The 21611-nt window shown below is 60.3% G+C and carries 17 protein-coding genes; 8 read left to right on the top strand and 9 right to left on the bottom strand.

Annotation, left to right across the window (positions count from 1 at the left end; translation table 11 throughout):
- Positions 1–120: 120 nt before the first annotated feature.
- The 3 genes from paoC to paoA are packed head-to-tail and all read right to left on the bottom strand — an operon-like array spanning position 121 to position 3901.
- A complete protein-coding gene (gene paoC / locus GRI58_RS00400) occupies positions 121–2313 on the bottom strand; it encodes an aldehyde oxidoreductase molybdenum-binding subunit PaoC (RefSeq protein ID WP_160751585.1) in 2193 nt (730 codons plus the stop codon).
- A gap of 3 nt (positions 2314–2316) precedes the next feature.
- On the bottom strand, positions 2317–3267 hold the full coding sequence (locus GRI58_RS00405) for an FAD binding domain-containing protein (RefSeq protein WP_160751586.1): 951 nt from the start codon (positions 3265–3267) through the stop codon (positions 2317–2319).
- Between the two features lie 4 nt (positions 3268–3271).
- Positions 3272–3901, bottom strand: coding sequence for an aldehyde dehydrogenase iron-sulfur subunit PaoA (paoA, locus tag GRI58_RS00410; protein WP_419957013.1), 630 nt, complete (start codon positions 3899–3901; stop codon positions 3272–3274).
- Between the two features lie 213 nt (positions 3902–4114).
- Here paoA and GRI58_RS00415 point away from each other — a divergent pair, with 213 nt between their 5' ends.
- The 5 genes from GRI58_RS00415 (at position 4115) to purQ (ending at position 10415) form a co-directional block, all read left to right on the top strand.
- Positions 4115–5419: a cation:proton antiporter gene (locus GRI58_RS00415; RefSeq protein ID WP_160751588.1), complete on the top strand. Its 1305-nt coding sequence runs from the start codon at positions 4115–4117 to the stop codon at positions 5417–5419.
- Positions 5420–5547: 128 nt separating this feature from the next.
- A complete protein-coding gene (purC, locus tag GRI58_RS00420) occupies positions 5548–6351 on the top strand; it encodes a phosphoribosylaminoimidazolesuccinocarboxamide synthase (protein WP_160751589.1) in 804 nt (267 codons plus the stop codon).
- Positions 6352–6451: 100 nt separating this feature from the next.
- Positions 6452–9376, top strand: coding sequence for a M16 family metallopeptidase (locus GRI58_RS00425; RefSeq protein ID WP_160751590.1), 2925 nt, complete (start codon positions 6452–6454; stop codon positions 9374–9376).
- A gap of 128 nt (positions 9377–9504) precedes the next feature.
- The gene (gene purS / locus GRI58_RS00430) at positions 9505–9741 is read left to right on the top strand and encodes a phosphoribosylformylglycinamidine synthase subunit PurS (RefSeq protein WP_160751591.1); all 237 of its coding nucleotides are present in this window, start codon (positions 9505–9507) and stop codon (positions 9739–9741) included.
- Positions 9738–10415, top strand: coding sequence for a phosphoribosylformylglycinamidine synthase subunit PurQ (gene purQ, locus GRI58_RS00435; protein WP_160751592.1), 678 nt, complete (start codon positions 9738–9740; stop codon positions 10413–10415). The genes purS and purQ overlap by 4 nt, the downstream gene beginning before the upstream one ends.
- A gap of 32 nt (positions 10416–10447) precedes the next feature.
- On the opposite strand, the gene GRI58_RS00440 is transcribed toward purQ, so the two are convergent.
- Together GRI58_RS00440 and glmS are read right to left on the bottom strand one after the other, a co-directional pair.
- Positions 10448–12805 carry a putative bifunctional diguanylate cyclase/phosphodiesterase gene (locus GRI58_RS00440; RefSeq protein WP_337190854.1) on the bottom strand — a complete coding sequence of 786 codons (2358 nt, stop codon included), beginning with the start codon at positions 12803–12805 and terminating at the stop codon, positions 10448–10450.
- A 105-nt stretch (positions 12806–12910) separates the two neighbouring features.
- Positions 12911–14734, bottom strand: coding sequence for a glutamine--fructose-6-phosphate transaminase (isomerizing) (glmS, locus tag GRI58_RS00445; RefSeq protein WP_160751593.1), 1824 nt, complete (start codon positions 14732–14734; stop codon positions 12911–12913).
- Positions 14735–14967: 233 nt separating this feature from the next.
- Between glmS and GRI58_RS00450 the strand changes: the two genes are divergently transcribed.
- On the top strand, positions 14968–16488 hold the full coding sequence (locus tag GRI58_RS00450; RefSeq protein ID WP_160751594.1) for a TadA family conjugal transfer-associated ATPase: 1521 nt from the start codon (positions 14968–14970) through the stop codon (positions 16486–16488).
- Positions 16489–16491: 3 nt separating this feature from the next.
- Here the strand turns inward: GRI58_RS00450 and GRI58_RS00455 are convergent, their stop codons facing one another.
- Positions 16492–16737, bottom strand: coding sequence for a hypothetical protein (locus GRI58_RS00455; RefSeq protein WP_160751595.1), 246 nt, complete (start codon positions 16735–16737; stop codon positions 16492–16494).
- A 74-nt stretch (positions 16738–16811) separates the two neighbouring features.
- On the opposite strand from GRI58_RS00455, the gene GRI58_RS00460 reads away from it, so the two are divergent.
- Positions 16812–17738 carry a DMT family transporter gene (locus GRI58_RS00460; protein ID WP_160751596.1) on the top strand — a complete coding sequence of 309 codons (927 nt, stop codon included), beginning with the start codon at positions 16812–16814 and terminating at the stop codon, positions 17736–17738.
- A 48-nt stretch (positions 17739–17786) separates the two neighbouring features.
- Entirely contained in the window at positions 17787–17915 is a 129-nt protein-coding gene (locus tag GRI58_RS00465) for an entericidin A/B family lipoprotein (protein WP_160751597.1), read from the top strand.
- Between the two features lie 63 nt (positions 17916–17978).
- On the opposite strand, the gene GRI58_RS00470 is transcribed toward GRI58_RS00465, so the two are convergent.
- The 3 genes from GRI58_RS00470 to GRI58_RS00480 all read right to left on the bottom strand — a co-directional run bounded on the left by GRI58_RS00470 (position 17979) and on the right by GRI58_RS00480 (position 21465).
- Entirely contained in the window at positions 17979–19532 is a 1554-nt protein-coding gene (locus tag GRI58_RS00470) for a fatty acid--CoA ligase (protein ID WP_160751598.1), read from the bottom strand.
- A 78-nt stretch (positions 19533–19610) separates the two neighbouring features.
- Positions 19611–20300, bottom strand: a complete 690-nt coding sequence (locus tag GRI58_RS00475; RefSeq protein ID WP_237451992.1) for an NAD(P)H-binding protein — start codon at positions 20298–20300, stop codon at positions 19611–19613.
- Between the two features lie 4 nt (positions 20301–20304).
- Positions 20305–21465, bottom strand: a complete 1161-nt coding sequence (locus GRI58_RS00480) for a deoxyguanosinetriphosphate triphosphohydrolase (RefSeq protein ID WP_160751600.1) — start codon at positions 21463–21465, stop codon at positions 20305–20307.
- Positions 21466–21611: the final 146 nt, after the last annotated feature.

Genomic DNA, 21611 nt, shown 5'->3' on the forward strand with positions numbered 1-21611 from the left:
GCTCCTTAGACCCGGGGTAGCCCCCGGCTCAACAGGTGTTCCGTGACTCTTTTATGACGCTAGCCGAAAGCAACGACGACTCCTGCCGAAAAACAGGAAAGTTGTACCAAAATAGCGACGTCAAACCTGTGGAAGTTGGTCAATCATCTTGTCGAGCGTGATCGGATATTCGCGCACACGAATCCCCGTGGCATTGTACACCGCGTTGGCGATGGCTGCCGTGGGGCCGCAAATTCCCAACTCGCCCACGCCCTTTGCCTGCAAAGGCGTGCTGTAAGGGTCGGGCGTATCGAGGAATACAACCTCCTGGTGCGGGATGTCGGCATGAACCGGCACTTCGTAACTGGCCAGATCGTGATTGACGAAGTAACCGAAACGCTTGTCGACAGCGAGCTCCTCCATCAGTGTTGCACCTGCCGCCATCGTCATCGCGCCGATAACCTGACTGCGCGCCGACAGTGGATTGAGAATCCGGCCTGCATCGCACACCGCCAACATCCGACGAATGCGAATCTCGCCAGTATAGCGATCCACTCCGACCTCGCAGAAGTGGCCGGCATACGTGCCGATGTCATAACCCTTCTTGTAATCGCCAAAGTCGATCTCGCCCGTCGCGGCAAGCTGGCCGAGATCGGACAGGGGTACAGTCTTACCTGCACCGATTACACGACCATCCTCGAAACGGATGGTCTGCGGGTCGATGCCGAGTTTTTGCGCTATGGAACGGTGCAGTTCGATGCAGGCCGCATAGACCCCTGCTGTAGAACTTGCCGCGCCCCATTGGCCGCCGGAGCCGGATGATACGGGAAATGCGGAATCGCCCAGCACCACCGAAACTTTCTCGAGCGGCAATCCAAGACATTCGGCGGCTGTCTGAGCAATGATCGTGTAACTGCCTGTGCCGATATCGGTCATGTCGGTCGTGACTTTTGCCCCGCCATTCCCGTCAAGCGCCACGCGTGCGGCAGATTTGGTTGTCGGTGCCCCGCGAAAGCCTGCCGAAACGCCCATCCCAACCAGCCATCGCCCATCGGATACGCTGGCCGGTTTTGCCTGTCGCTTGGACCAGCCGAACCGTTCCCCGCCTTCGCGCAGACAGCGCACGAGATGACGTTCGGAGAACTTACGATCTGGATGCGCGGGCATTGTCTTGGGTTCGTTGAGGATACGGAATTCAATCGGGTCCATCCCGAGCTTTTCCGCCATTTCGTCGATCGCCACTTCGAGACCCATGTGACCCGGTGCCTCGCCTGGTGCCCGCATTGCATTGCCTTCGGGAAGGTCGAGCTGCGTGACGTAGGATGCCGTCATCCGATCGTCACCGGCATACATATGGTTGGTCTGTGCAGTGGCGTTCTCACCGTCCTGCCCGGTGATATTTCCAGACCAGCATTCATGCGCAATGGCCTGAATGCGGCCTTGTTTGTCGGTGCCGATGCGGACCCGCTGGATCGTCGCCGGACGGTGTGTCGTATTGTTGAAGATCAACGGACGCTGCAGCATGACCTTCACTGGGCGTTTAGCGGCCTTCGCCGCAAGTGCAGCCATCACCGCGTCGGCCCGAACGAACAGTTTTCCGCCAAAACCGCCCCCGATGTAGGGCGAATCGACGCGTATTTTATCCTCGGGAATCGACAGAATGCTGGCCAGCGATTCCTTGCCCCAGTTGATCATCTGGTTCGAAGTCCAGACCGTCAGCCTGTCACCATCCCAAGCAGCAATGGTCGCCATAGGCTCCATCATCGCGTGGCTCTCGTCAGGCGTGGTATAATGCTGGTCCAGTTTTTCCGCTGCAGCACCGAAAGTGGCTTCGAAGTCGCCGCGATCGCTCCGCGCATCACCCCAACCGCCCTTTTCCAGCTCGGCACTGGGCGCGACCTTGGCCAGATCGTAGGTGCCATCTTCCGGCTCGTAGCTGGTCCGGATCATGGCCGCTGCAGCCCTTGCCTCTTCGAAGGTCTCCGCCACGACGCAAGCAATCGCCTGATGATAATGCGCTATCTTCCGCCCACCAAACAATGGCGCATGGTTGAAATCGCTGGAGCCAACCGGCTCGTGCTCGGTCGCCGCAACGATCGCGATCACGCCCGGTGCCTTACGCGCGTCCTCAAGGTTCATCGCCGTGATCCGTCCCTTGGCGATGCCCGCACCCAAGACATAGCCGTAGGCCTGGTTCGGGACGACATCATGCCGCTCGTAAGCGTAAGGCGCGGTTCCGGTCGTCTTGAGCGGTCCATCGATCCGGCGGGTCGATTTGCCGATCACTTTCGGATCAGTGAGAATTGCGTCCTGAGAAGGTCCGTTGAATTCCATCGCTCAGCTCCTTGCCTCGGCCAGAATTCCCGCAAGCGTGCGCTCGGCCAAGGCCAGCTTGAAACGATTGTCGGAACGCGGCTTCGCATTGGCGAAGGCGCGCTTTACCACGGCAGATGCGCCTTGCGGCAACAGAGCCTCGGCCTCCTCAACACGCCACGGTTTTGGCGCCATGCCGCCAAAAGCCACCCTTCCGGTGCCATCGGGCTGGATCACCGCAGCGACCGAAACCAGCGCAAAGGCATAAGACGCGCGGTCGCGCACCTTGTGATAGACGTGCTTTCCGCCGAGCGGCTTGGGCAGCACGACATGGGTGATCATCTCGCCCGGTTCGAGCGCTGTTTCGCGCTCGGGATGGTCGCCCCAAAGCCGATGGAAATCGGCAATCGGGATACTCCGCGCAGTGCCGTCGCCCTTGACCGTCTCGACCACCGCATCGAGCAATCGCAACGCGACCGCCATATCGCCGGGATAGGTCGCGATGCAGGACTCCGATGTGCCAATAACGCCAAGCTGGCGCGAATAGCCTTTCATCGCCGCGCAGCCATCGCCGGGCTTGCGCTTATTACATGGCATGTTGGGATCGTAGAAATAGGGGCAACGCGTGCGCTGGAGCAGATTGCCCCCGGTCGTCGCCTTGTTGCGCAATTGCCCGCTGGCACCTGCCTGAATTGCACGGGTCAGCACCGCATAATCGCGCCTGACGCGCTGATCTGCGGAAAGCGCGGTGTTGGACACAAGCGTGCCGATGCGCAGACCGCCCTCCGGCGTGTCTTCGATTCGGTCGAGGCCGGTGTCCTGCACATCGACAAGATGCGTAGGCGTCTCGATTTCAAGCTTCATCAGGTCGAGCAAATTCGTGCCGCCCGCGATGAATTTTGCGCCCGGGGTCGCCGCCACGGCTGCCGCGGCTTGCGAGGCACTTTCGGCGCGTTGGTATGTGAAACTGCGCATGTCCTCAGCCCTCCGCCACTTGCGCCATCGCCTCGGCGATGTTCGAATAGGCGCCGCAGCGACAGATATTGCCGCTCATCCGCTCGCGCATTTCGATATTCGTGGGTTGCATCGTGCCCGTGAGATCGCTCGTCACATGGCTCGGAACGCCTTTACGAATTTCGTCCAGCACGGCCACCGCCGAACATATCTGCCCGGGCGTGCAATAGCCGCATTGATAGGCATCATGCTCGACAAACGCGTGCTGCATCGGATGCAGTTTGTCCGGCGTTCCCAAGCCCTCGACCGTCGTCACCTCGTCGCCCTGATGCATCACTGCCAGGCTGAGGCATGAATTGATGCGCTGACCATTCACAAGGACGGTGCAGGCACCGCACTGACCATGATCGCAACCCTTCTTGGTCCCGGTCAGCTGGAGGTGTTCGCGCAGCGTGTCCAGCAACGTTGTCCGCGTATCCAGCGTCAGATCATGGGCCTTGCCATTGACCGACAGCCTGACCGCCTGTTGCGCGGGCTTTGCCGTCGAATCCGCCGCGCCCGCTCTGGAAAGGGGAACCTGACTCACTGCGACCGATGCCGCGCCAGCTGCAAGAACACCTCTTCGCGATACTGCGAGATCCCGATCATCCATGATTTCTGCCTTCCCACCTCAAGCCTTTCGGTTGCGGATCAAATATCGACTCCGCAACGCGCAGCCATTATACGACGATTAACGGTTGAGCGCGCAAGGTTTCCCAAAAAAACTGATCGGACGCGTCCGACCGGGCCAAGTGTCCGGCGAATTGGCCTTGGCAAAGGGGCGTTTAGCTATTCCCCTGCTACAACGGACATGCGATGGCCTTGTGCCATGCACGCCGCATCCGCCTCTCCCTATGCCCTATCGCCATTCGATCTGGCTGCGCTGCTGGTCGTTGCCTCCGCTCTGCTGGGCACCATCAACCACAAGCTGTTTCGCCTGCCGCATGTCATCGGCCTGACGGTCATGGGCGCCGCGTTGGCGATCGGGCTGGTTCTTGCCGATAAGCTCATTCCCGGCGTGTCTCTGGGCTATTGGGTCGCCGGGCTGCTCGAGCGGTTGAACTTCACCGACACCCTGTTGCAAGGCATGCTTAGCTTCCTGCTGTTTGCAGGCGCACTCCATGTCGATCTGGTCCCGCTCAAGCGCAATTGGCTTCCGGTGCTCCTGCTGTCGACTGCCGGGGTGATCATCTCTACGCTGATAGTCGGCTTCATCATCTGGGGCGGCGCGGTACTGATCGGAATCACTTTACCTCCGGTATGGTATTTCGTGTTCGGCGCACTGATCTCCCCAACCGATCCGGTGTCGGTTCTTGGTGTGCTGAAGCAGGAAAAAGTACCCGAAGGCCTCCAGGCTGCAGTCGCTGGCGAAAGCCTGTTCAATGACGGGGTCGGGATCGTCGTTTTCGTTATCCTGCTCGACGCGGCGGTGACGGGCACGGACTTTTCTCTCGCATCAGGAGCAAGGCTGTTTGCGTTCGAGGCGGGCGGAGGATTACTGCTGGGCGCCGCGATCGGCTGGACCGGCTATTATGCGCTCAAAAGCATGGACGAATATGCACTGGAAGTGCTGATCACGCTGGCGGTGGTCATGGGCGGTTACGCGCTGGCTGCACAGCTGCATTTCTCCGGTCCGCTGGCGATGGCGGTGGCCGGGCTCATCGTCGGCAACCAGGGCGTCGCCCATGCGATGAGCGACTTGACCCGCGACTATGTCATCAAGTTCTGGGAGCTGGTCGACGAGTTACTCAATTCGGTGCTGTTCCTTCTGATCGGCCTAGAACTGATCGCGTTGACACCCGGCGCGCCGCAAGTGCTGATCGGCCTCCTCGCCATTCCAGCCACGCTGGTCGCGCGGGGAATTTCCGTCACTATCACGACCAAGCTTGTACCACACACGCGCCTGTCGGATCAGGGCAGCGGTCGAATCCTGTGGTGGGGCGGTTTGCGCGGCGGCATTTCGATCGCGCTGGCACTGTCGTTGCCGGTTGGCGATACGCGCAACCTGCTGCTCGCTGCGACCTTCGCTGCCGTTATGTTTTCAGTATTGATCCAGCGTGCAACCATCGGACGGCTGATCGCAAGGTTGAAAAGCAGCGATGCCGAATGCGTTGCCCCTTCTACCCCTTCCTGACCAGCCATTCCGGATTCGTTGCCTTGCCCGCCGGATCGAGCTAAAGGCGCCACCTTCGCAGACGTCTGCGAGCAAACTCTCAAACGCCTGCGCCCGCGCAGCCGAATTCGATCCGAGGAAAGCCGCCAATGTCGCGTCGCCGCCAGATATACGAAGGCAAGGCCAAGATCCTTTACGAAGGCCCCGAACCGGGCACGCTGATCCAGTATTTCAAGGACGATGCCACAGCCTTCAACGCGCAGAAGCGCGGCACGATTAACGGCAAGGGCGTGATCAACAACCGGATCAGCGAATTCGTCTTCACGCGCCTTTCGCACATCGGCGTTCCGACACATTTCATCCGCCGCCTGAACATGCGCGAGCAGCTCATCCGGCAGGTCGAGATCGTGCCGCTGGAAGTGATCGTGCGCAATGTCGCCGCCGGTTCGCTCACAAAGCGGCTTGGAATCGACGAAGGCGAGACGCTCCCGCATACGCTGCTTGAATATTGCTACAAGGACGATGGTCTCGGCGATCCGCTCGTGTCGGAAGAGGAAATCGCCTGCTTCAACTGGGCCAGCCACGAGGAAATGCAGGACATTTCTTCCATGGCGATCCGCATCAATGATTTCCTGTGCGGGATGTTTTCGGCGATCAATATCCGCCTTGTCGATTTCAAGCTCGAATTCGGGCGGCTGTGGGATGGCGATTATTCGCGCCTGATCCTGGCCGACGAAATCAGCCCAGACGGCTGCCGTCTGTGGGACATGACCACTGGCGAAAAGCTCGACAAGGATCGCTTCCGCCGCGACCTCGGCGGAGAGGAAGATGCCTATCGCGAAGTCGCACGCCGCCTCGGCTTGCTGAGCGAAAACGACAGCGGTCCCGGCGAAGTGCTCGACTTGGCGCATCATCGCGGACGTCTGCGCGGCACCAAACCGAAAAAGAGCTGATCGCCGACCCGTTTCCGACATTGTAGGGTTGTGCTGGTGCGGTGGGCGATGCATGGTACCATCGCCTTGCAATTCTTCCCACAACATCAATAGGTCGGACATGAACGCCAGACACTCATATCGCCTCTTTGGCGCAGCCTCCCTTTTTGCTCTTGGACTGACGGCAGCAACTGCCCATGCAGACGCGCCCGCAACGCCCACGCAAGCGACATCGGATGACCAAAGTCGTGTTGCCCAGCCCACCGGCAAGACTGGCTGGGGGTTTCCGGTCTACGATATCCCCGCCGAAGCGAATGTTCGCTATGGCGTCCTGCCTGACGGGATGAAATACGCGATCATGCACAACGCCACCCCGAAGGGGACGGTGGCGGTGCGGATGGGCTTTGATGTCGGGTTCATCGACGAAACTCCGGCGCAAGCGGGACTCGCGCATTTCCTTGAACACATGGCGTTCAACGGCTCGGCGCATATTCCGGAAGGCGAGCTGGTCAAATTGCTCGAGCGCGACGGGCTGGCTTTCGGTGCTGACACGAATGCCTCGACCGGTTTCGAGCAGACCATTTACCAGCTCGACCTGCCGCGCAACGATGCCAAGCTGCTTGGTACCGCGCTGATGATCATGCGCGAAACCGCCTCCGAACTGACGCTCGCACCCGATGCGATCAATCGCGAACGCGGGGTTATCCAGTCCGAAAACCGCACCCGCAACACTTTTGCGCGGCGGCGGATCAAGGATTACTTCGACTTCATCGTCCCGCATTCCAACTATTCGCAAAAACTGCTCGCGCCCAACACCGACGAAAACATCGACACCTTCAAGCCCGATGTCATCAAGAAGCTTTATCGCGAATATTACCGCCCCGATAACGCGACGCTGGTGATCGTCGGCGATATCGACCCGGCCACGGTCGAAGCGAAGATCAAGGAACAGTTTGCAAGCTGGAAAGAGCCTGCTGCTGCGCTGGTCAAGCCCGATAAGGGCAGCATCGATTTCAGTCGTGGGCCGGCAGCCCGCAATTTTGTCGATCCCGGCGTGCCAGTGATTGTGAGCATCGATCGATTCCAGCCCTATGTGAAGGAGCCTGCGACGATCGCCCAGTTCCAGCACGACCTGTTGCTCCAACTCGGGACTGCGATCTTCAACCGTCGCATCCAGAGGATCGCCAATGCACCCGGTTCGGCAATCATCGGCGGCGGCGCCAGCGCAAGCGACTTCTTCGACGTCGCCAAGCAGGCCTCGATCAAGATTCAGGCCAAGGATGGCGCGGATAGCTGGAAGGATGCGTTGAAAACCGGTGCCGAAGAGATGCACCGAATGCTGCAATATGGCGTGACCAAGGGCGAGCTGAAGGAACAGCTGGCCAATTTCGCGACCAAGTTTCGCAACGGAGCGGAACAGCAGGACACCCGACGCAATCAGGCTCTCGCTGACGGCATTCTCGATACCGTGCAGGATCAGGATATCTTCGTCGCGCCGAAGACCGAATATGAGTTGTTTCAAAAGCTGCTGCCAACAATCACCCCGGATGCAGTCGATGCAGCGATGCGCAAGCAATTCGCCGGATCCGGCCCGCTGGTGCATGTTTCCACCAAGACCCCGGTCGAAGGCGGCGATGCAGCAATTCTGGCGACCTATGAGGCCGACGCGCAAGCCCCGGTCAGTGCTCCGAAGGAGGCGGTCGAAACCAGCTTCGGCTACACCAATTTCGGCACGCCCGGAAAGATTGTGAGCGACAAGCAGGTCGCCGATCTCGGTTTTCGCGAAATCCGCTTTGCCAACAATGTCCGGCTCAATCTCAAGAAGACCGATTTCGAGCAGGGCAAGGTGCGTTACCTGATCCGGCTGGGTTCCGGGCAACTGACCATTCCCAAGGACAAGAGCGCAGTCGCGATCTTTACCGGGGCGATGTCCGCTGCCGAAGGAACCGGAAAGCACAGCTACGACGATCTCCAGCAGATCCTCGCCGGGCGGCAGATCAAATATGGCATCGGCGTTGGTGACGACGCGTTCCAGATCGCCGGCACCACCACGATGACCGATCTGCCGTTGCAGCTCGACGTCAGCACCGCTTACGTTACCGATCCCGGCTATCGTCCCGAAGCGCTCAGCCGCTGGCAGGCGCTGGTTCCACCGTTCCTCGCGCAGGTTCGCGCCACGCCGCAGGGGGTCGCCCAGTTCGAAGTGCCGAAGATCGTTGCCAATGGCGATCCGCGTTTCGGGATGCCGGACAAGGCTGCGCTCGAGGCGGTGACCATTCCCGAGGTCAAGCAGGCGCTCTCCGAACAACTCGGCCATGCCCCGATCGAGATTTCTGTCGTAGGTGCTATCGACGAGCAGCAAGTAATCGACGCCGTAGCGAAGAGCTTTGGCGCCCTGCCCGCTCGCGAAGCACAGCTCGGGACTTTCGCCGCTGCACGTCAGGCCAGCTACACCAGCGACACCGCTCCCGTGACCCTGCACCATCAAGGTGCGGCAGATCAGGCGCTGGTGCAGGTCTACTGGCCGACGACCGACGACAGCAACCCGCAGCGCGATGCCACGCTCTCGCTGTTGGCGCAGGTCATGGAGCTGCAATTGCTCGACGAGGTACGCGAGCGTCTGGGGGCAACCTATTCGCCCAATGCAAGCTCCAACACCTCCGACACATACAAGGGCTTCGGGACTATGGCGGCCTCGATCGTCGTGGCCCCGAAGGATGCGAAGGAGGTGTTCGCCGCGGTCGACAAGATTGCCGCGGGATTGCGCGACAAGCCCATCGACGCAGACACGCTCAACCGCGCAAGGCGGCCGTTGCTTGAGAAAATCGCGCTCAATCATCGCGAGAATGGCTGGTGGCTGCAGGTGTTGAGCCAGGCGCAGCTGCGTGCCGACAGACTGAACCGGTATCGCACGATCACGGAGCGGGTGAAGGCGGTTACGCCGGTAATGCTTCAGGCGGCCGCGAAAGAGTATCTGACCGGCAAGAAAGAGCTGAAAGTTTCAATCCTCCCAAAGCCCGGCGCAAAGGCTGATCCATCCTCCTGAGCATTCGCACGGTTGGGCTGCCGACATTATTTTGAACAGCGCCATGCCGCCACCGCTTGCCCTCGGACAGCAGTGGCGGCATAGGCGCGCGCAAAGGCCCCACCCGCAAAGCGAAAGGCGCGCCCGCAATGCTCGTTCGAATTCTCGTCAGTCTCAAACCCGGTGTCCTCGATCCACAGGGACGCGCGGTGCACCACGCGCTGGAGGGTCTCGGCTATTCCGGCGTGCGCAATGTCAGGATCGGACGGATGATCGAACTCGATGTCGACGACGACACCGATGACGATACGATCAAGCAGATGTGCGAAAGGTTGCTCGCCAATACGGTGATCGAAAGTTACCGCATCGAAAGGGTGCAATCATGACCTTCCGCGCCGCTGTCATCACCTTTCCCGGCTCTAATTGCGACCGCGACATGGCAGAGGCGCTACGGATCGTATCGGGTCAGGAACCGCTGCGAATCTGGCACGGTGACGCCGACCTGCCTGACGGGCTGGACTTCATCGCGCTTCCCGGCGGGTTTTCCTACGGCGACTACCTGCGCTCGGGCGCGATGGCGGCCAATAGCCCGATCATGCGCGCCATTGTAAGCGCAGCAGACCGCGGCGTTCCGGTGTTCGGCGTGTGTAATGGCTTCCAGGTGCTGACAGAAGCGGGTCTGCTACCGGGCGCGCTGATGCGCAACGCGCGTCAGAACTTCATTTGTCGCGATGTCGAGCTGACGGTCACGAACAACCAGTCTTTGTTCACCGCTCGTTATGATGCCGAGCAGTTGATTTCCATTCCCGTCGCCCATCACGATGGCAATTATTTCGCCGATGACGAAACGCTGGACAAGCTCGAAGGCGAAGGGCGTGTCGCGTTCCGATATTCCGAAGATTACAACGGTTCGCAGCGGCAGATCGCCGGAGTGCTCAATGCAGCGGGAAATGTGCTGGGGATGATGCCGCACCCCGAAAGGGCGATCGAGCAGGCACATGGCGGCACTGATGGCCGCGCGCTGTTTGAAAGCCTGATCGGCGAACTGGTCTCTGCCTGAACTTACTCGTCAGAACTGAATTTCATTTTTTATCAGGCGCTTTTGCGCAAATCTTCACGCCGGATCAAATTGCGTGCTTCTTCGGCGGTCATCGGTCGACCGAAATAATACCCCTGGATCTTGGTGCAGCCCATGCTGCGGATCATTTCGGCTTCCTCAATCGTTTCCACACCTTCGGCTGTAGTGGTCATCTTGAGGCTATCCGCCATGGCAACGACCGCACGGATGATCGCAAGGCTTTCCGCACTTTGCTGTGACGCGCCCTGTACGAAACTGCGATCGACCTTGATGGTGGAGAATTGCAGCTTGCGGAGATAGCCGAGCGAGGAATAGCCGGTGCCGAAATCGTCGAGCGCCACTTGGCAGCCGAGCGCCATCACCTGCTCCAGCGCCCGGCGCGCGATACCTGCATCGCGCAGGAAAACGCTTTCGGTAACTTCGATTTCGACCCGCTCGGGCGCCAGGCCTGTCTGGGCCAGTGCACGCACGACCGAAGCAGCAAAATCGGGTTCGATCAATTGTTCGGGCGAAACGTTGATATTCACCTTCACATGGCCCGGCCAGCGCGCCGCCTCCTCGCACGCCTCACGCAGGACCCATTGGCCAATCGGAACGATCAGACGCGTCTCTTCAGCCAACGGAATAAACTTGCCTGGGCTGACGAATCCGTGGTCGGCGCTGTGCCATCGAGCCAGCGCCTCGAAACTGACGACCTCCTCGGTCACCGCATCGACTACTGGCTGATAGTGGAGCAGGAATTCGTTGTTCACTAAAGCATTGCGAAGCGAAAGCTCGAGCTTGCGCCGCTCTTCCGCCGATGCGTGGAGCGTCGGTTCATACTCGCAGTACTCCCCGCCACCCGCATCCTTGGAGCGGTAGAGCGCAAGGTCGGCATTGCGCATCAGTTCCTCGACCGAATGCCCATCTCGCGGCCCGATGGCAGACCCGACGCTGGCACCGACGTAAAGCAGATGATCGTTGATCTTGTAGGGCTCGGACAGGCGGACGATGATCGATTGCGCCAGCTTCTCGATCTGCGATTTTTCGGCGGCGTCCTTGATGACCACGCCGAATTCATCGCCGCCGAGTCGGCCGCAAAGCTGACCTTCGCCCATAAGCGCCTTCAGGCGCTTGGCCACTTCGGCCAGCATCCTGTCTCCAACCTGATGGCCGAGTGAATCATTGACCGCCTTGAAGCGATCGAGATCGATCATGAGGAAGGCGCAGCGCGAGCGCCATTTTTCCGCATAGCGGAGCGCATCGCCAAGTGCCTCGTGCAGCATAAGCCGGTTCGGAAGCTCGGTGAGCGTGTCATAACGCGCGAGATAGGCGATTTTTTCCGACGATTCCTGTTGGGCAGTCACGTCCGAGCCCACACCGCGAAACCCTGCATAGACACCGTTTTCGTCAAGCATCGGCGTGCCCGACAATTCCCACCAGCGTCTTTCACCGCCAATCTGCACCTCGACGACGAGATTGGAAAAGCTCTCTCTATCCTTCAGCTTTTCCGCCAGAAGGTGCACGCTGCTTGAGAATTTGCCGGTTTCCCACGCTGTTCCGGAAATCAGTTTGATGAAGCTGACCCCTTCGAGCTCCGTGAGATCGCGCCGGAGAGCGAAAGCCAGCCTTGGCGAGACCGATCGCAGTCGCCGGTTCTTGTCGAGCTGGAACAGCCAGTCGGCATCGCTGTCTTCGTATTCACGGAGCAGGAGCGAGACGACTTGGCTTTTCTCGTCCATGCCCATTTCGGCGAGGCGCGCCTGATAGGTGGCCAGCGCGCCCTCAAGCGTTCCCATAACGCAAAATAGTCCCGTCAGGACGATCACCGCTGCGAAGCTGGCATGGCCGCTGGCGACGATGCCCGCCCCCCAGCCGCAAGTAACTACGGCACAGAATATTACTGAAGCAAGCGGAGCGCTGTGACGGCTGACCGCCGCTGCAAGTGCCAGCATGGCGACATACGACCATGCCCAGGCATTTGTTGCGCTGTCAGCGTACGGAACCAATAACGCTGCCGGTGCAGCCCAGATCAGTCCCTTGACCAGCGCATTGGCGGTATGATGCACAAACTCCGTCCGAGACAGGGAACGCGCCTGCACCTCGGCCAGCTTACCGTCGATATGCATGCTATGGATCGAGATAGCCAGAACGCCAGCCGCCCATATCGCCAGAAGAGGCGTGGGGGCATGTCCATAATAGAACAGGGCGTAGAAGACGATTCCCAGCAGATGCAGCCCAAAGCGGACGAACCTACGATCGGACAGCATCGCATATTGCAGCGAATTGAGACGCGACCAATCTGCCGCGTCGCCTGGCTTCTGCAAGCCAAGCAGCGACAGGATCGGCAGCCTCTCGTCGGCGGCGAAAAGGGAATGGCGTTTTGCGTTCACACGCAGGCTATAGGCAACAAAGGTTATTTGCCGGTAAAGCTTTCGCGCGACCGTGACATTCCTTTCACCGTCTTGTCGGTATAGTTTTCGCTTCCCTTCAGCCGGTTATTCGACCGTCACCGATTTGGCGAGATTGCGGGGCTGATCGACATCAGTACCCTTGGCGCAGGCGACATGATAGGCCAGCAACTGCACTGGAATTGCATAGACCAGCGGCGCAATAAGCGGGTGCACCTGCGGCATCTGGATCGTTGCAAGGCAGCCCTCACCCGCCTCCGCCAGACCCTGCTCGTCCGAAATCAGCACAACTTTGCCGCCGCGAGCGCGAACTTCTTCCATGTTCGAAACGGTCTTTTCGAACAATGGTCCGGACGGGGCCAACACGATCACTGGCACGTTCTCGTCGATCAGCGCGATCGGACCATGCTTCATCTCACCCGACGCATAACCTTCGGCGTGTATATAACTGATTTCCTTAAGCTTGAGCGCGCCTTCCAGCGCCAGCGGAAAGTCCGGCCCGCGCCCAAGATAAAGCACGTCGCGCGCCGGCGCGATTAGCGGCGCCATTGCAGCAATATCATCGTCATGGTCGAGCGCGGCATTGAGCGAGGCCGGGGCCTGCAACAAATGGCGCACGATCTCGGCTTCCTCTTCGCGAGTCAGCCGCCCCTTCTTGACCGCGAGATGGGCGGCGAAAGCGGCCAGCACCGCCAGCTGACAGGTGAAAGCCTTGGTGCTGGCGACACCGATCTCCGGCCCGGCATGGGTCGGCAGCAGCAGGTCCGCCTCGCGCGCCATCGAACTGGTCGGGACATTGACCACCACCGCGATGGTCTGGCCATGCTCCTTGCAGTGGCGCAGCGCCGCTAGCGTATCGGCGGTTTCGCCGCTCTGGCTGATGAACAGCGCGAGCCCGCCCTCTTCCAGCACCGGCTCGCGATAGCGGAACTCGCTCGCGACATCGATGTCGACGGGAACACGCGCGAACTGTTCGAACCAGTATTTGGCGACCATGCCGGCGTAATAGGACGTGCCGCAGGCGACGATCGTCACCCGCCGCACGCTGGAAATATCGAAATCGAACTGCGGCAGCGCGACGGTGTTGTCCACCTGGTGGACATAGGAGCGCAGCGTCTGCGCGACGACGGTCGGCTGCTCGAAGATCTCCTTTTGCATGAAGTGGCGGTAATTGCCTTTCTCCACCGCAGCCGCCGATGCGCCCGAAGTCGTAACCACGCGCTCGACAATAGCGCCATCGAGATCGTGAATCTCGGCTGCATCGCGAGTCAGAACGACCCAATCGCCCTCTTCCAGATAGCTGATCTTCTGCGTCAGCGGAGCCAGCGCAAGTGCGTCGGAACCGAGGTACATCTCGCCCTCGCCATAGCCAACGACCAGCGGTGACCCGAGTCGTGCCCCGATCAGCAGATCAGGATGTGAGCGGAATGCTATTGCCAAAGCGAACGCGCCACGCAGGCGTGGCAACACAGCGGCCACGGCTGCTTGCGGCGATGCGCCGTTTTCGACCTCACGGCTGATCAGATGCGCCACCACTTCGCTGTCTGTCTCGCTTTCGAGCTTGCGTCCCTCAGCCAGCAATTCCTCCCGCAACGGCTTGTAATTCTCGATGATGCCGTTGTGAACGAGAGCCACTTCTTCCGTGGCATGTGGATGCGCGTTGGCAGCGGTTGGCGCGCCATGCGTCGCCCACCTGGTATGGGCAATGCCGATTGATCCCGGCGCAGGACGCTCCGCCAGTTCGGCAACGAGATTGTTGAGCTTGCCGGACGCACGACGCCGGATCAACTTCCCTTCGTGTATGGTACATACGCCGGCGCTGTCATAGCCGCGATACTCCATGCGGCGCAGCCCGTCGACCAACCGCTCGGCGACAGGTTGCTCGCCGACGATACCGATGATTCCACACATTCAATCTGATCCTGATGTTCGAATTGGCCGCCGTTTAGCAGAAAAATCGAGCAGGTCACGATGGTAGCATAGGCCAGCGCCCACGCCCGCGCCGATCGATCCGGGACGCCGACGCCTTCGGGCTTAGGAAAAAATCAAGGTTTCGATTTTATTCACCACGTCACAGACCGAGCAACTGCCGTAGTTTACGGGTGGTTGCCGAACATGATCTTACTTGCGGGGGTTCAACTGGCATGAGCGCATTCGGACGAAAGAACGGGCCTGCCGGCATGGCGCCCGGTGCGCGTCCGCAGTTCGGCGTCGCGCGTCCAATGCAAGGCGGCACTGCGAAGCGATCTCCTCAAACCGAGGGCGACGATGGCGGGGAACAGTTCCCGCCACTGCCCGATGACAATCAGGGATCCGTCGGGGCAGGTCGTCACGAAGACGCGATGTCGCGACTCACCGACCGCATGAATGCGGTCCACGCGACCAATTCCGAAGTTGGTGGATTCGAAGCGAGCGTACACAAGATCAAGGAACAGGTGCTTCCGCGCCTGCTCGAGCGCGTCGATCCCGAAGCCGCTGCTACGTTGACCAAGGATGAATTGTCCGAAGAATTTCGCCCGATCATCCTCGAAGTGTTGGCCGAGCTCAAGGTAACGCTCAACCGGCGCGAGCAGTTCGCGCTCGAGAAAGTGCTTGTCGACGAATTGCTTGGCTTCGGTCCGCTTGAGGAATTGCTGAGCGACCCTGACGTGTCCGACATCATGGTCAACGGCCCGGACCAGACCTACATCGAAAAGAAGGGCAAGCTGACGATTGCCCCGATCCGCTTCCGCGACGAACAGCACCTGTTCCAGATCGCCCAGCGCATCGTCAATCAGGTCGGTCGCCGCGTCGACCAGACCACGCCGCTTGCAGACGCGCGCCTCAAGGACGGCAGCCGCGTCAACGTGATCGTACCGCCGCTATCCTTGCGCGGTACCGCGATCTCGATTCGTAAATTCTCAGAGAAACCGATCACCATCGACATGCTCAAGGAATTCGGTTCCATGAGCGAAAAGATGGCGACCGCGCTCAAGATCGCCGGTGCCTGCCGGATGAACATCGTCATCTCGGGCGGTACGGGTTCGGGTAAGACGACTATGCTAAACGCCCTGTCGAAGATGATCGACCCAGGCGAACGCGTGTTGACGATCGAGGACGCGGCCGAACTTCGTTTGCAACAGCCGCACTGGCTGCCGCTCGAAACCCGCCCACCGAACCTCGAAGGTCAGGGTGCGATCACCATCGGCGACCTTGTGAAGAACGCCCTGCGTATGCGCCCCGACCGTATCATCCTGGGCGAAATTCGCGGCGCGGAGTGTTTCGACCTGCTCGCCGCGATGAACACCGGCCACGACGGGTCGATGTGCACGCTGCACGCCAACTCCCCTCGCGAATGTCTCGGTCGTATGGAAAACATGATCCTGATGGGCGACATCAAGATCCCCAAGGAAGCCATCAGCCGCCAGATCGCGGAATCGGTCGACTTGATCGTTCAGGTCAAGCGCCTGCGCGATGGTTCGCGCCGCACCACCAACGTTACCGAGGTGATCGGGATGGAAGGCGACGTGATCGTCACCCAGGAGCTGTTCAAGTTCGAATATCTCGACGAGAGCGAGGACGGCAAGATCTTGGGCGAGTTCCGCAGCTCCGGCCTGCGCCCATACACGCTGGAAAAAGCGCGCCAGTTCGGTTTTGATCAGGCCTACCTCGAAGCCTGTCTCTGAACCCTAGTGCCCAAGTAATTTAGGCAAGGTGACGGCTAGCATGCCGCCGCCGACAATTGCGCAGGACAGGAACATGCCGGTCCACGGCACCCAGCCGACATTGTCCGGTCGCCGGACCCGGTTGCGGCGATGCCTGCGGCGCTCCATCAGCAGCGCCAGCAATGCGAGCAAGATAAACCCTGCACCCCACAGCGCGAGCCATTCGGTGTCGCTTGCGAAACGCAATCCGGCGGGCAGGTAATCGCTCATCGCGGGCCATATGGTGCGCTTGTGGCAAGCGACAATGCTTGCGCGCGAGGTACGGCGATTTAAGGCGCAGGGTAATGGATGGATCGATCGCCCAACCGCGCCCTTTCCTGGCGCTCGGCCTGAGGCTGGCGACCGCATTGGCTCTGTCGACCATGGCGATGATGGTCAAGCTCGCTTCGTTGCATGGCGTACAGTTGATAGAATTGCTGTTCTGGCGGCAGGCACTGACGTTTCCGATCGTCATCGGCGTGCTGGCCACGCTCGGGCGCATTCATCGGATGCGCACCAATCGGGTGGCGGCACATGTCAGGCGTGCAGTGGTCGGCATCGTGAGCATGGGTTTCGTCTATGGCGCGCTTACCCTCCTGCCTCTGGCCGAGGCGACGACACTGAGCTTTACGACGCCTCTGTTTGCAGTGCTGCTGTCCGTGCTCATGTTTCGCGAAAAGGTGGGCGTCTATCGCTGGAGCGCGGTAGCGCTGGGGTTCCTAGGCGTCGTGGTAGTGCTCCAACCGACGGGCAACATCGGCCATGTCGACCCGTTTGGCGTCGCTGTCGGCCTGATCGCCGCCCTGCTGGTGGCAGTGGTCAGCTTCCAGATTCAGGATCTCAATCGCACCGAGCATCCCTTTGCCATCGTGAGCTGGTTCACAGGGCTTACAGCTCCGCTGCTTGCGTTGGCGCTACCGTTCGTGGCTTCGCAACATGACCAGACGACCTGGCTCATCATCGTGGGAATGGCTGTTTCCGGAGCAACTGCACAGATGCTGATTACAAGTTCGCTGCGGTTTGGCTCCGCGGCGACGATCATCGTGATGGATTACACCGCGCTGATATGGGCGACGATTTATGGCTGGCTGGTGTTCGATCAACTGCCTCCCGCCATGCTTGCACTGGGAGCGCCGTTGATCATCGCTGCGGGTTTGGTGATTACCTGGCGCGAACATGTGCTACACAAGACCAAGGCGCTGGCGGGAACCCTCCCGCCGGAGTCGAGTTAATCTGCGTGATTGCACATTTTCGTGTGCCTAAGAGGAAGGGATATAGTCATGCGTCGACTTCTCGTAGCGCTGAGTTTGGCTGCCATAACGCTGACCACCACCGCCTGCGCCACCGTCAAAGGGGCGGGTAAAGATATCCAATCCGTCGGACAGGCCGGCGAAGACGCCATCAACTGATCCGACTTAACGGTGTTGTACGACGGCCTCGCCCCACTGGGACGAGGCCGTTTGGGTATGTAATCAATTGACCTGCCGCTCGTGCCCTTCCCAATAGGGTGCACGCAGTTCGCGGCGCAGGATTTTACCCGATGGATTGCGGGGCATCGCCGGGATGATGTCAATCGTCTTGGGCACTTTGAACGCCGCCAACCGCTCTCGCGCCCAGGCGATGATCTCCTCTGCATCAATGTCATGCCCTTCGCGCGGGACCACGCAAGCCTTGACCGCTTCACCCCATGTATCGTCCGGCACACCGATCACAGCCACTTCCGCAATCGCGGGATGCCCGTAGATCACGCTTTCGACCTGCGCGGGATAGACGTTTTCGCCACCGGAGATGATCATGTCCTTGATGCGGTCCTGGATGAAAACATACCCGTCCTCATCCATGTAAGCCGCATCGCCGGTGCGCATCCATCCGTCGTTGAGGGATGCTGCGGTTGCCTCGGGAAGGTTCCAGTATTCGATCATATTAGAGGGAGAACGCACGATCACCTCGCCCACCTCGCCCCGCGGAACTTCCCTGCCTTCCTCGTCGACGATCTTTATCGTGGCTCCAGGCACTGCCCTTCCCGCCGAACGCATCCGGTCGTTTCCAGCAAGGTCGTGATCCTCGGGCGGTAGCACGGCGATGGTGCCGGTGGTTTCGGTCATGCCATAGCATTGCAGGAAACCGGCGTTTGGAATCGTCTCGACAGCTTCGCGCAACAGGTCGGGCGGGATCGGTGCTGCACCGTAGAGAACGTATTTGACGTGCGAGAAATCGGTGTTCTTCGCCCGCGGATGCTGCACCACCATCTGCAAGGCGGCTGGAACGATAAACATCCGTGTGACCCCTTGCTCGAAAGCTTCGAGGACACCGACAGGCGTGAACTCCTCCTGCACAATGGCGCGCACGCCGCCTCCCAATGCCATGATACCAAGGCCGGTCCCACCGATATGCGCGCAGGGCATGGCGATCAGGATTGCCTCGCCTTCATCCCAATGCGACCATGGCTGGCCCGCATCTTCGGCCGGGACACGCAGCGAGAACAGGTTTCGGTTGGACAGGACGGCCCCCTTGGGGTGGCCGGTCGTCCCGCTGGTATAAAGTTGCAGGACCGCGTCATCCGGACCCGCGGGATCGAAATCGGCAGGCTGTGCCTGTGCGATGTGCTGTGCTGCCTGAGCGGAAGTGATGACCGCGGGCTGAGTGGCCAGCCCCGCACAGGCTTTGCCGGCCACGTCCTCGAATCCCTCGCCCAAAAGCAGGATTTTCGCCCCGGTATCGCCGAGGATATGGGCGATTTCCGGCGCTGCCAGCCGCCAGCCGATCGGAGCCATGACAACGCCAAGCCGCGCAGCTCCATAGAACAGTTCAAAATAGAGCTTCGAGTTCTTGCCCAGCCACGCGATCCGGTCGCCCCTGCGTAAGCCTCGCGACTGCAGAAATGTGACGATTGCTGCCGTTCGTCCCTCAAGATCGGCAAAACTGCTTCGGTCGTCGCCCTGTTCGAGCGCGGGCTCGTCGGGCTTCTCTTTCGCCCAGTGACGAATGAACGCATCGAAACTCAACATGGGTTGCTCGTTGGACATTGCTCTCTCCGCCGTTGCGCTCGTTTACCGGCGCAATCGCCTGATCCATCATGGCGCGAGTGCTGTGCATGTCCAGCGCTAGTTCGGAATCGCAACCGGTTCCGGCAGGTGACGTGCAGCCCGAAGGATTTCTGCGTTTTCATGGACAAAACGTCCGCGTACGGGACGCATGGCGAGATAAAGAGCCGCCCGCGCCACGGTTTGGGAATCGATCGCGCGATAACGTCGCAGACGCCCACCCAGAAACGGATTGATGAGCGGGCTGAGCACTATTCCGGCTCGCTCCGCGAATCGACGATCTCCATCCCTTCTGCCACGCAGCAAACCCGGTCGAAGGATGTCGAGCCGTTCAAAGCCGAGTTTTGCGAGATCTCTTTCGGTCTCGCCCTTCACTCTCAAATAGAAGCCTTTCGAGTGCGCGTCGGCCCCAACCGAACTCACCGCAACAAACCGCCTGACACCCAGCTTGCGGCAGGCACCGGCAAAATCAAGCACGAGGTCATGATCGACGCTGCGGAAAGCACCCTCGTCGCGACCTGCTTTCGCCCAGGTGGTGCCAATTGCGCAGATCACCGCCTGCGGTTTCAGCGATTCAACCACTTCGCCCCATCGCGCCGGGTCTGCGACGAACATCTCCATGCGTGCACCGCGTGGCAATGCCATCTCCCGCCGGGCGATCGCGCCGAGACGCAAGTCCTCTCGTCCGACACATTCGTTGACGATGCTTCTGCCGACGAGGCCCGTCGCGCCGACGAGCGCGACTCTCATCGGCTCAGACATTGCTGAGGCCATCCGGCACCCGGCCATAGATCCGCGCGCATTGGTCGATTGCGTAGCGGTCGGTCATCCCGGCAATGAAATCGCAGATATGGCGGCTTCGCTCAGGATCGCCGGACGGCAGAGTTGCCAGCCATTCGTCGGGCAGAGTCGTCGGATCCTGCCGATAGGCGACGAACAGCCTTGCGACTACATCGCGTGCACGCTCCGCCGTGGCGATCTGCTCGGAATGATAATAGAGCCTGTCGTACATGAATGCTTTCAGAGCGCGCTCCGCCTGTCCCATGTCAGGCGAAAAGGCAGCAAGTGCCTTGCCGGCGTCGCGCACCTCCTCCACGCTCGAATAGCCTTCCACCGCTTGGGCGGTCTGCGCGATCACATCATTGACCATTACACCGATCTGGTCACGCACGAGTTCGCGCAACTGGCGATCGCGCGGCGCATGCGGATGACGCCGCTCTACCGCACGCCAGAGGTCCGCCACCATGTCCAGGGACAGCAGCTCGTCCAGATCGAGAAATCCCGCGCGCAGGCCATCGTCGATGTCGTGATTGTCGTAGGCAATGTCGTCAGCGAGATTGGCGACCTGCGCCTCCAACGAGGGCCACTGGCCAAGCGACAAGGGGAAAGCCCGGTCAACATCGGCCAGCGCCCAATTGGCCGCCGCCACCGGGCCGTTGTGCTTCGCCATCCCTTCAAGCATTTCCCAGCTCAGATTGAGGCCCTCGTGATCGCAATAAGGGCTCTCCAGACGAGCAACGACCCGAACCGCATGGGCATTGTGATCGTAACCACCAGCATGAACCATGGCATCGCTCAAAGCTTTTTCACCGGCATGGCCGAAAGGTGGATGGCCGATGTCGTGAACAAGGCACAGCGCCTCGGTCAGATCCTCGTCGAGTCCCAGCGCACGCGCGATCACCCGCCCAATCTGCGCTACCTCGAGACTATGCGTCAGTCGCGTACGATAGTGATCTCCGTCGGGCGCGATAAACACCTGTGTCTTGGATTTCAGCCGACGGAAGGCGATCGAATGGAGCACCCGGTCGCGATCGCGTTGAAATGCGCTGCGGGGTCCGCGGCTCTGCGCCCCAGCTTCAGCGAATTCGCGCCCGCGGGTGGCGGCGGCAATGGAGGCGTAGCGAGCGAGCGTCATTGCCGCACCGGCTAACGAAAAACCCCTGTTCGCGCTAGGGTCTGTGGGGATTCAGTTCAGGCGGAGCGGAGAATGGTGGGCTTACGCGACCCGGAGCGCAGCATACTTTTGGTGTGTGAGCACCGGAAGCGCGAAAGACTGCCGTT

Origin of the sequence: Qipengyuania algicida, from assembly GCF_009828025.1 — a bacterium.
GTDB classification, from domain to species: Bacteria; Pseudomonadota; Alphaproteobacteria; order Sphingomonadales; family Sphingomonadaceae; genus Qipengyuania; species Qipengyuania algicida.

Coding starts and splice junctions, on each gene's coding strand:
- paoC (WP_160751585.1), bottom strand. CDS start 2,313: ATGGAATTCAACGGACCTTCTCAGGACGCAATTCTCACTGATCCGAAA.
- GRI58_RS00405 (WP_160751586.1), bottom strand. CDS start 3,267: ATGCGCAGTTTCACATACCAACGCGCCGAAAGTGCCTCGCAAGCCGCG.
- GRI58_RS00415 (WP_160751588.1), top strand. CDS start 4,115: ATGCACGCCGCATCCGCCTCTCCCTATGCCCTATCGCCATTCGATCTG.
- purC (WP_160751589.1), top strand. CDS start 5,548: ATGTCGCGTCGCCGCCAGATATACGAAGGCAAGGCCAAGATCCTTTAC.
- GRI58_RS00425 (WP_160751590.1), top strand. CDS start 6,452: ATGAACGCCAGACACTCATATCGCCTCTTTGGCGCAGCCTCCCTTTTT.
- purS (WP_160751591.1), top strand. CDS start 9,505: ATGCTCGTTCGAATTCTCGTCAGTCTCAAACCCGGTGTCCTCGATCCA.
- purQ (WP_160751592.1), top strand. CDS start 9,738: ATGACCTTCCGCGCCGCTGTCATCACCTTTCCCGGCTCTAATTGCGAC.
- glmS (WP_160751593.1), bottom strand. CDS start 14,734: ATGTGTGGAATCATCGGTATCGTCGGCGAGCAACCTGTCGCCGAGCGG.
- GRI58_RS00450 (WP_160751594.1), top strand. CDS start 14,968: ATGAGCGCATTCGGACGAAAGAACGGGCCTGCCGGCATGGCGCCCGGT.
- GRI58_RS00455 (WP_160751595.1), bottom strand. CDS start 16,737: ATGAGCGATTACCTGCCCGCCGGATTGCGTTTCGCAAGCGACACCGAA.
- GRI58_RS00460 (WP_160751596.1), top strand. CDS start 16,812: ATGGATGGATCGATCGCCCAACCGCGCCCTTTCCTGGCGCTCGGCCTG.
- GRI58_RS00465 (WP_160751597.1), top strand. CDS start 17,787: ATGCGTCGACTTCTCGTAGCGCTGAGTTTGGCTGCCATAACGCTGACC.
- GRI58_RS00470 (WP_160751598.1), bottom strand. CDS start 19,532: ATGTCCAACGAGCAACCCATGTTGAGTTTCGATGCGTTCATTCGTCAC.
- GRI58_RS00475 (WP_237451992.1), bottom strand. CDS start 20,300: ATGAGAGTCGCGCTCGTCGGCGCGACGGGCCTCGTCGGCAGAAGCATC.
- GRI58_RS00480 (WP_160751600.1), bottom strand. CDS start 21,465: ATGACGCTCGCTCGCTACGCCTCCATTGCCGCCGCCACCCGCGGGCGC.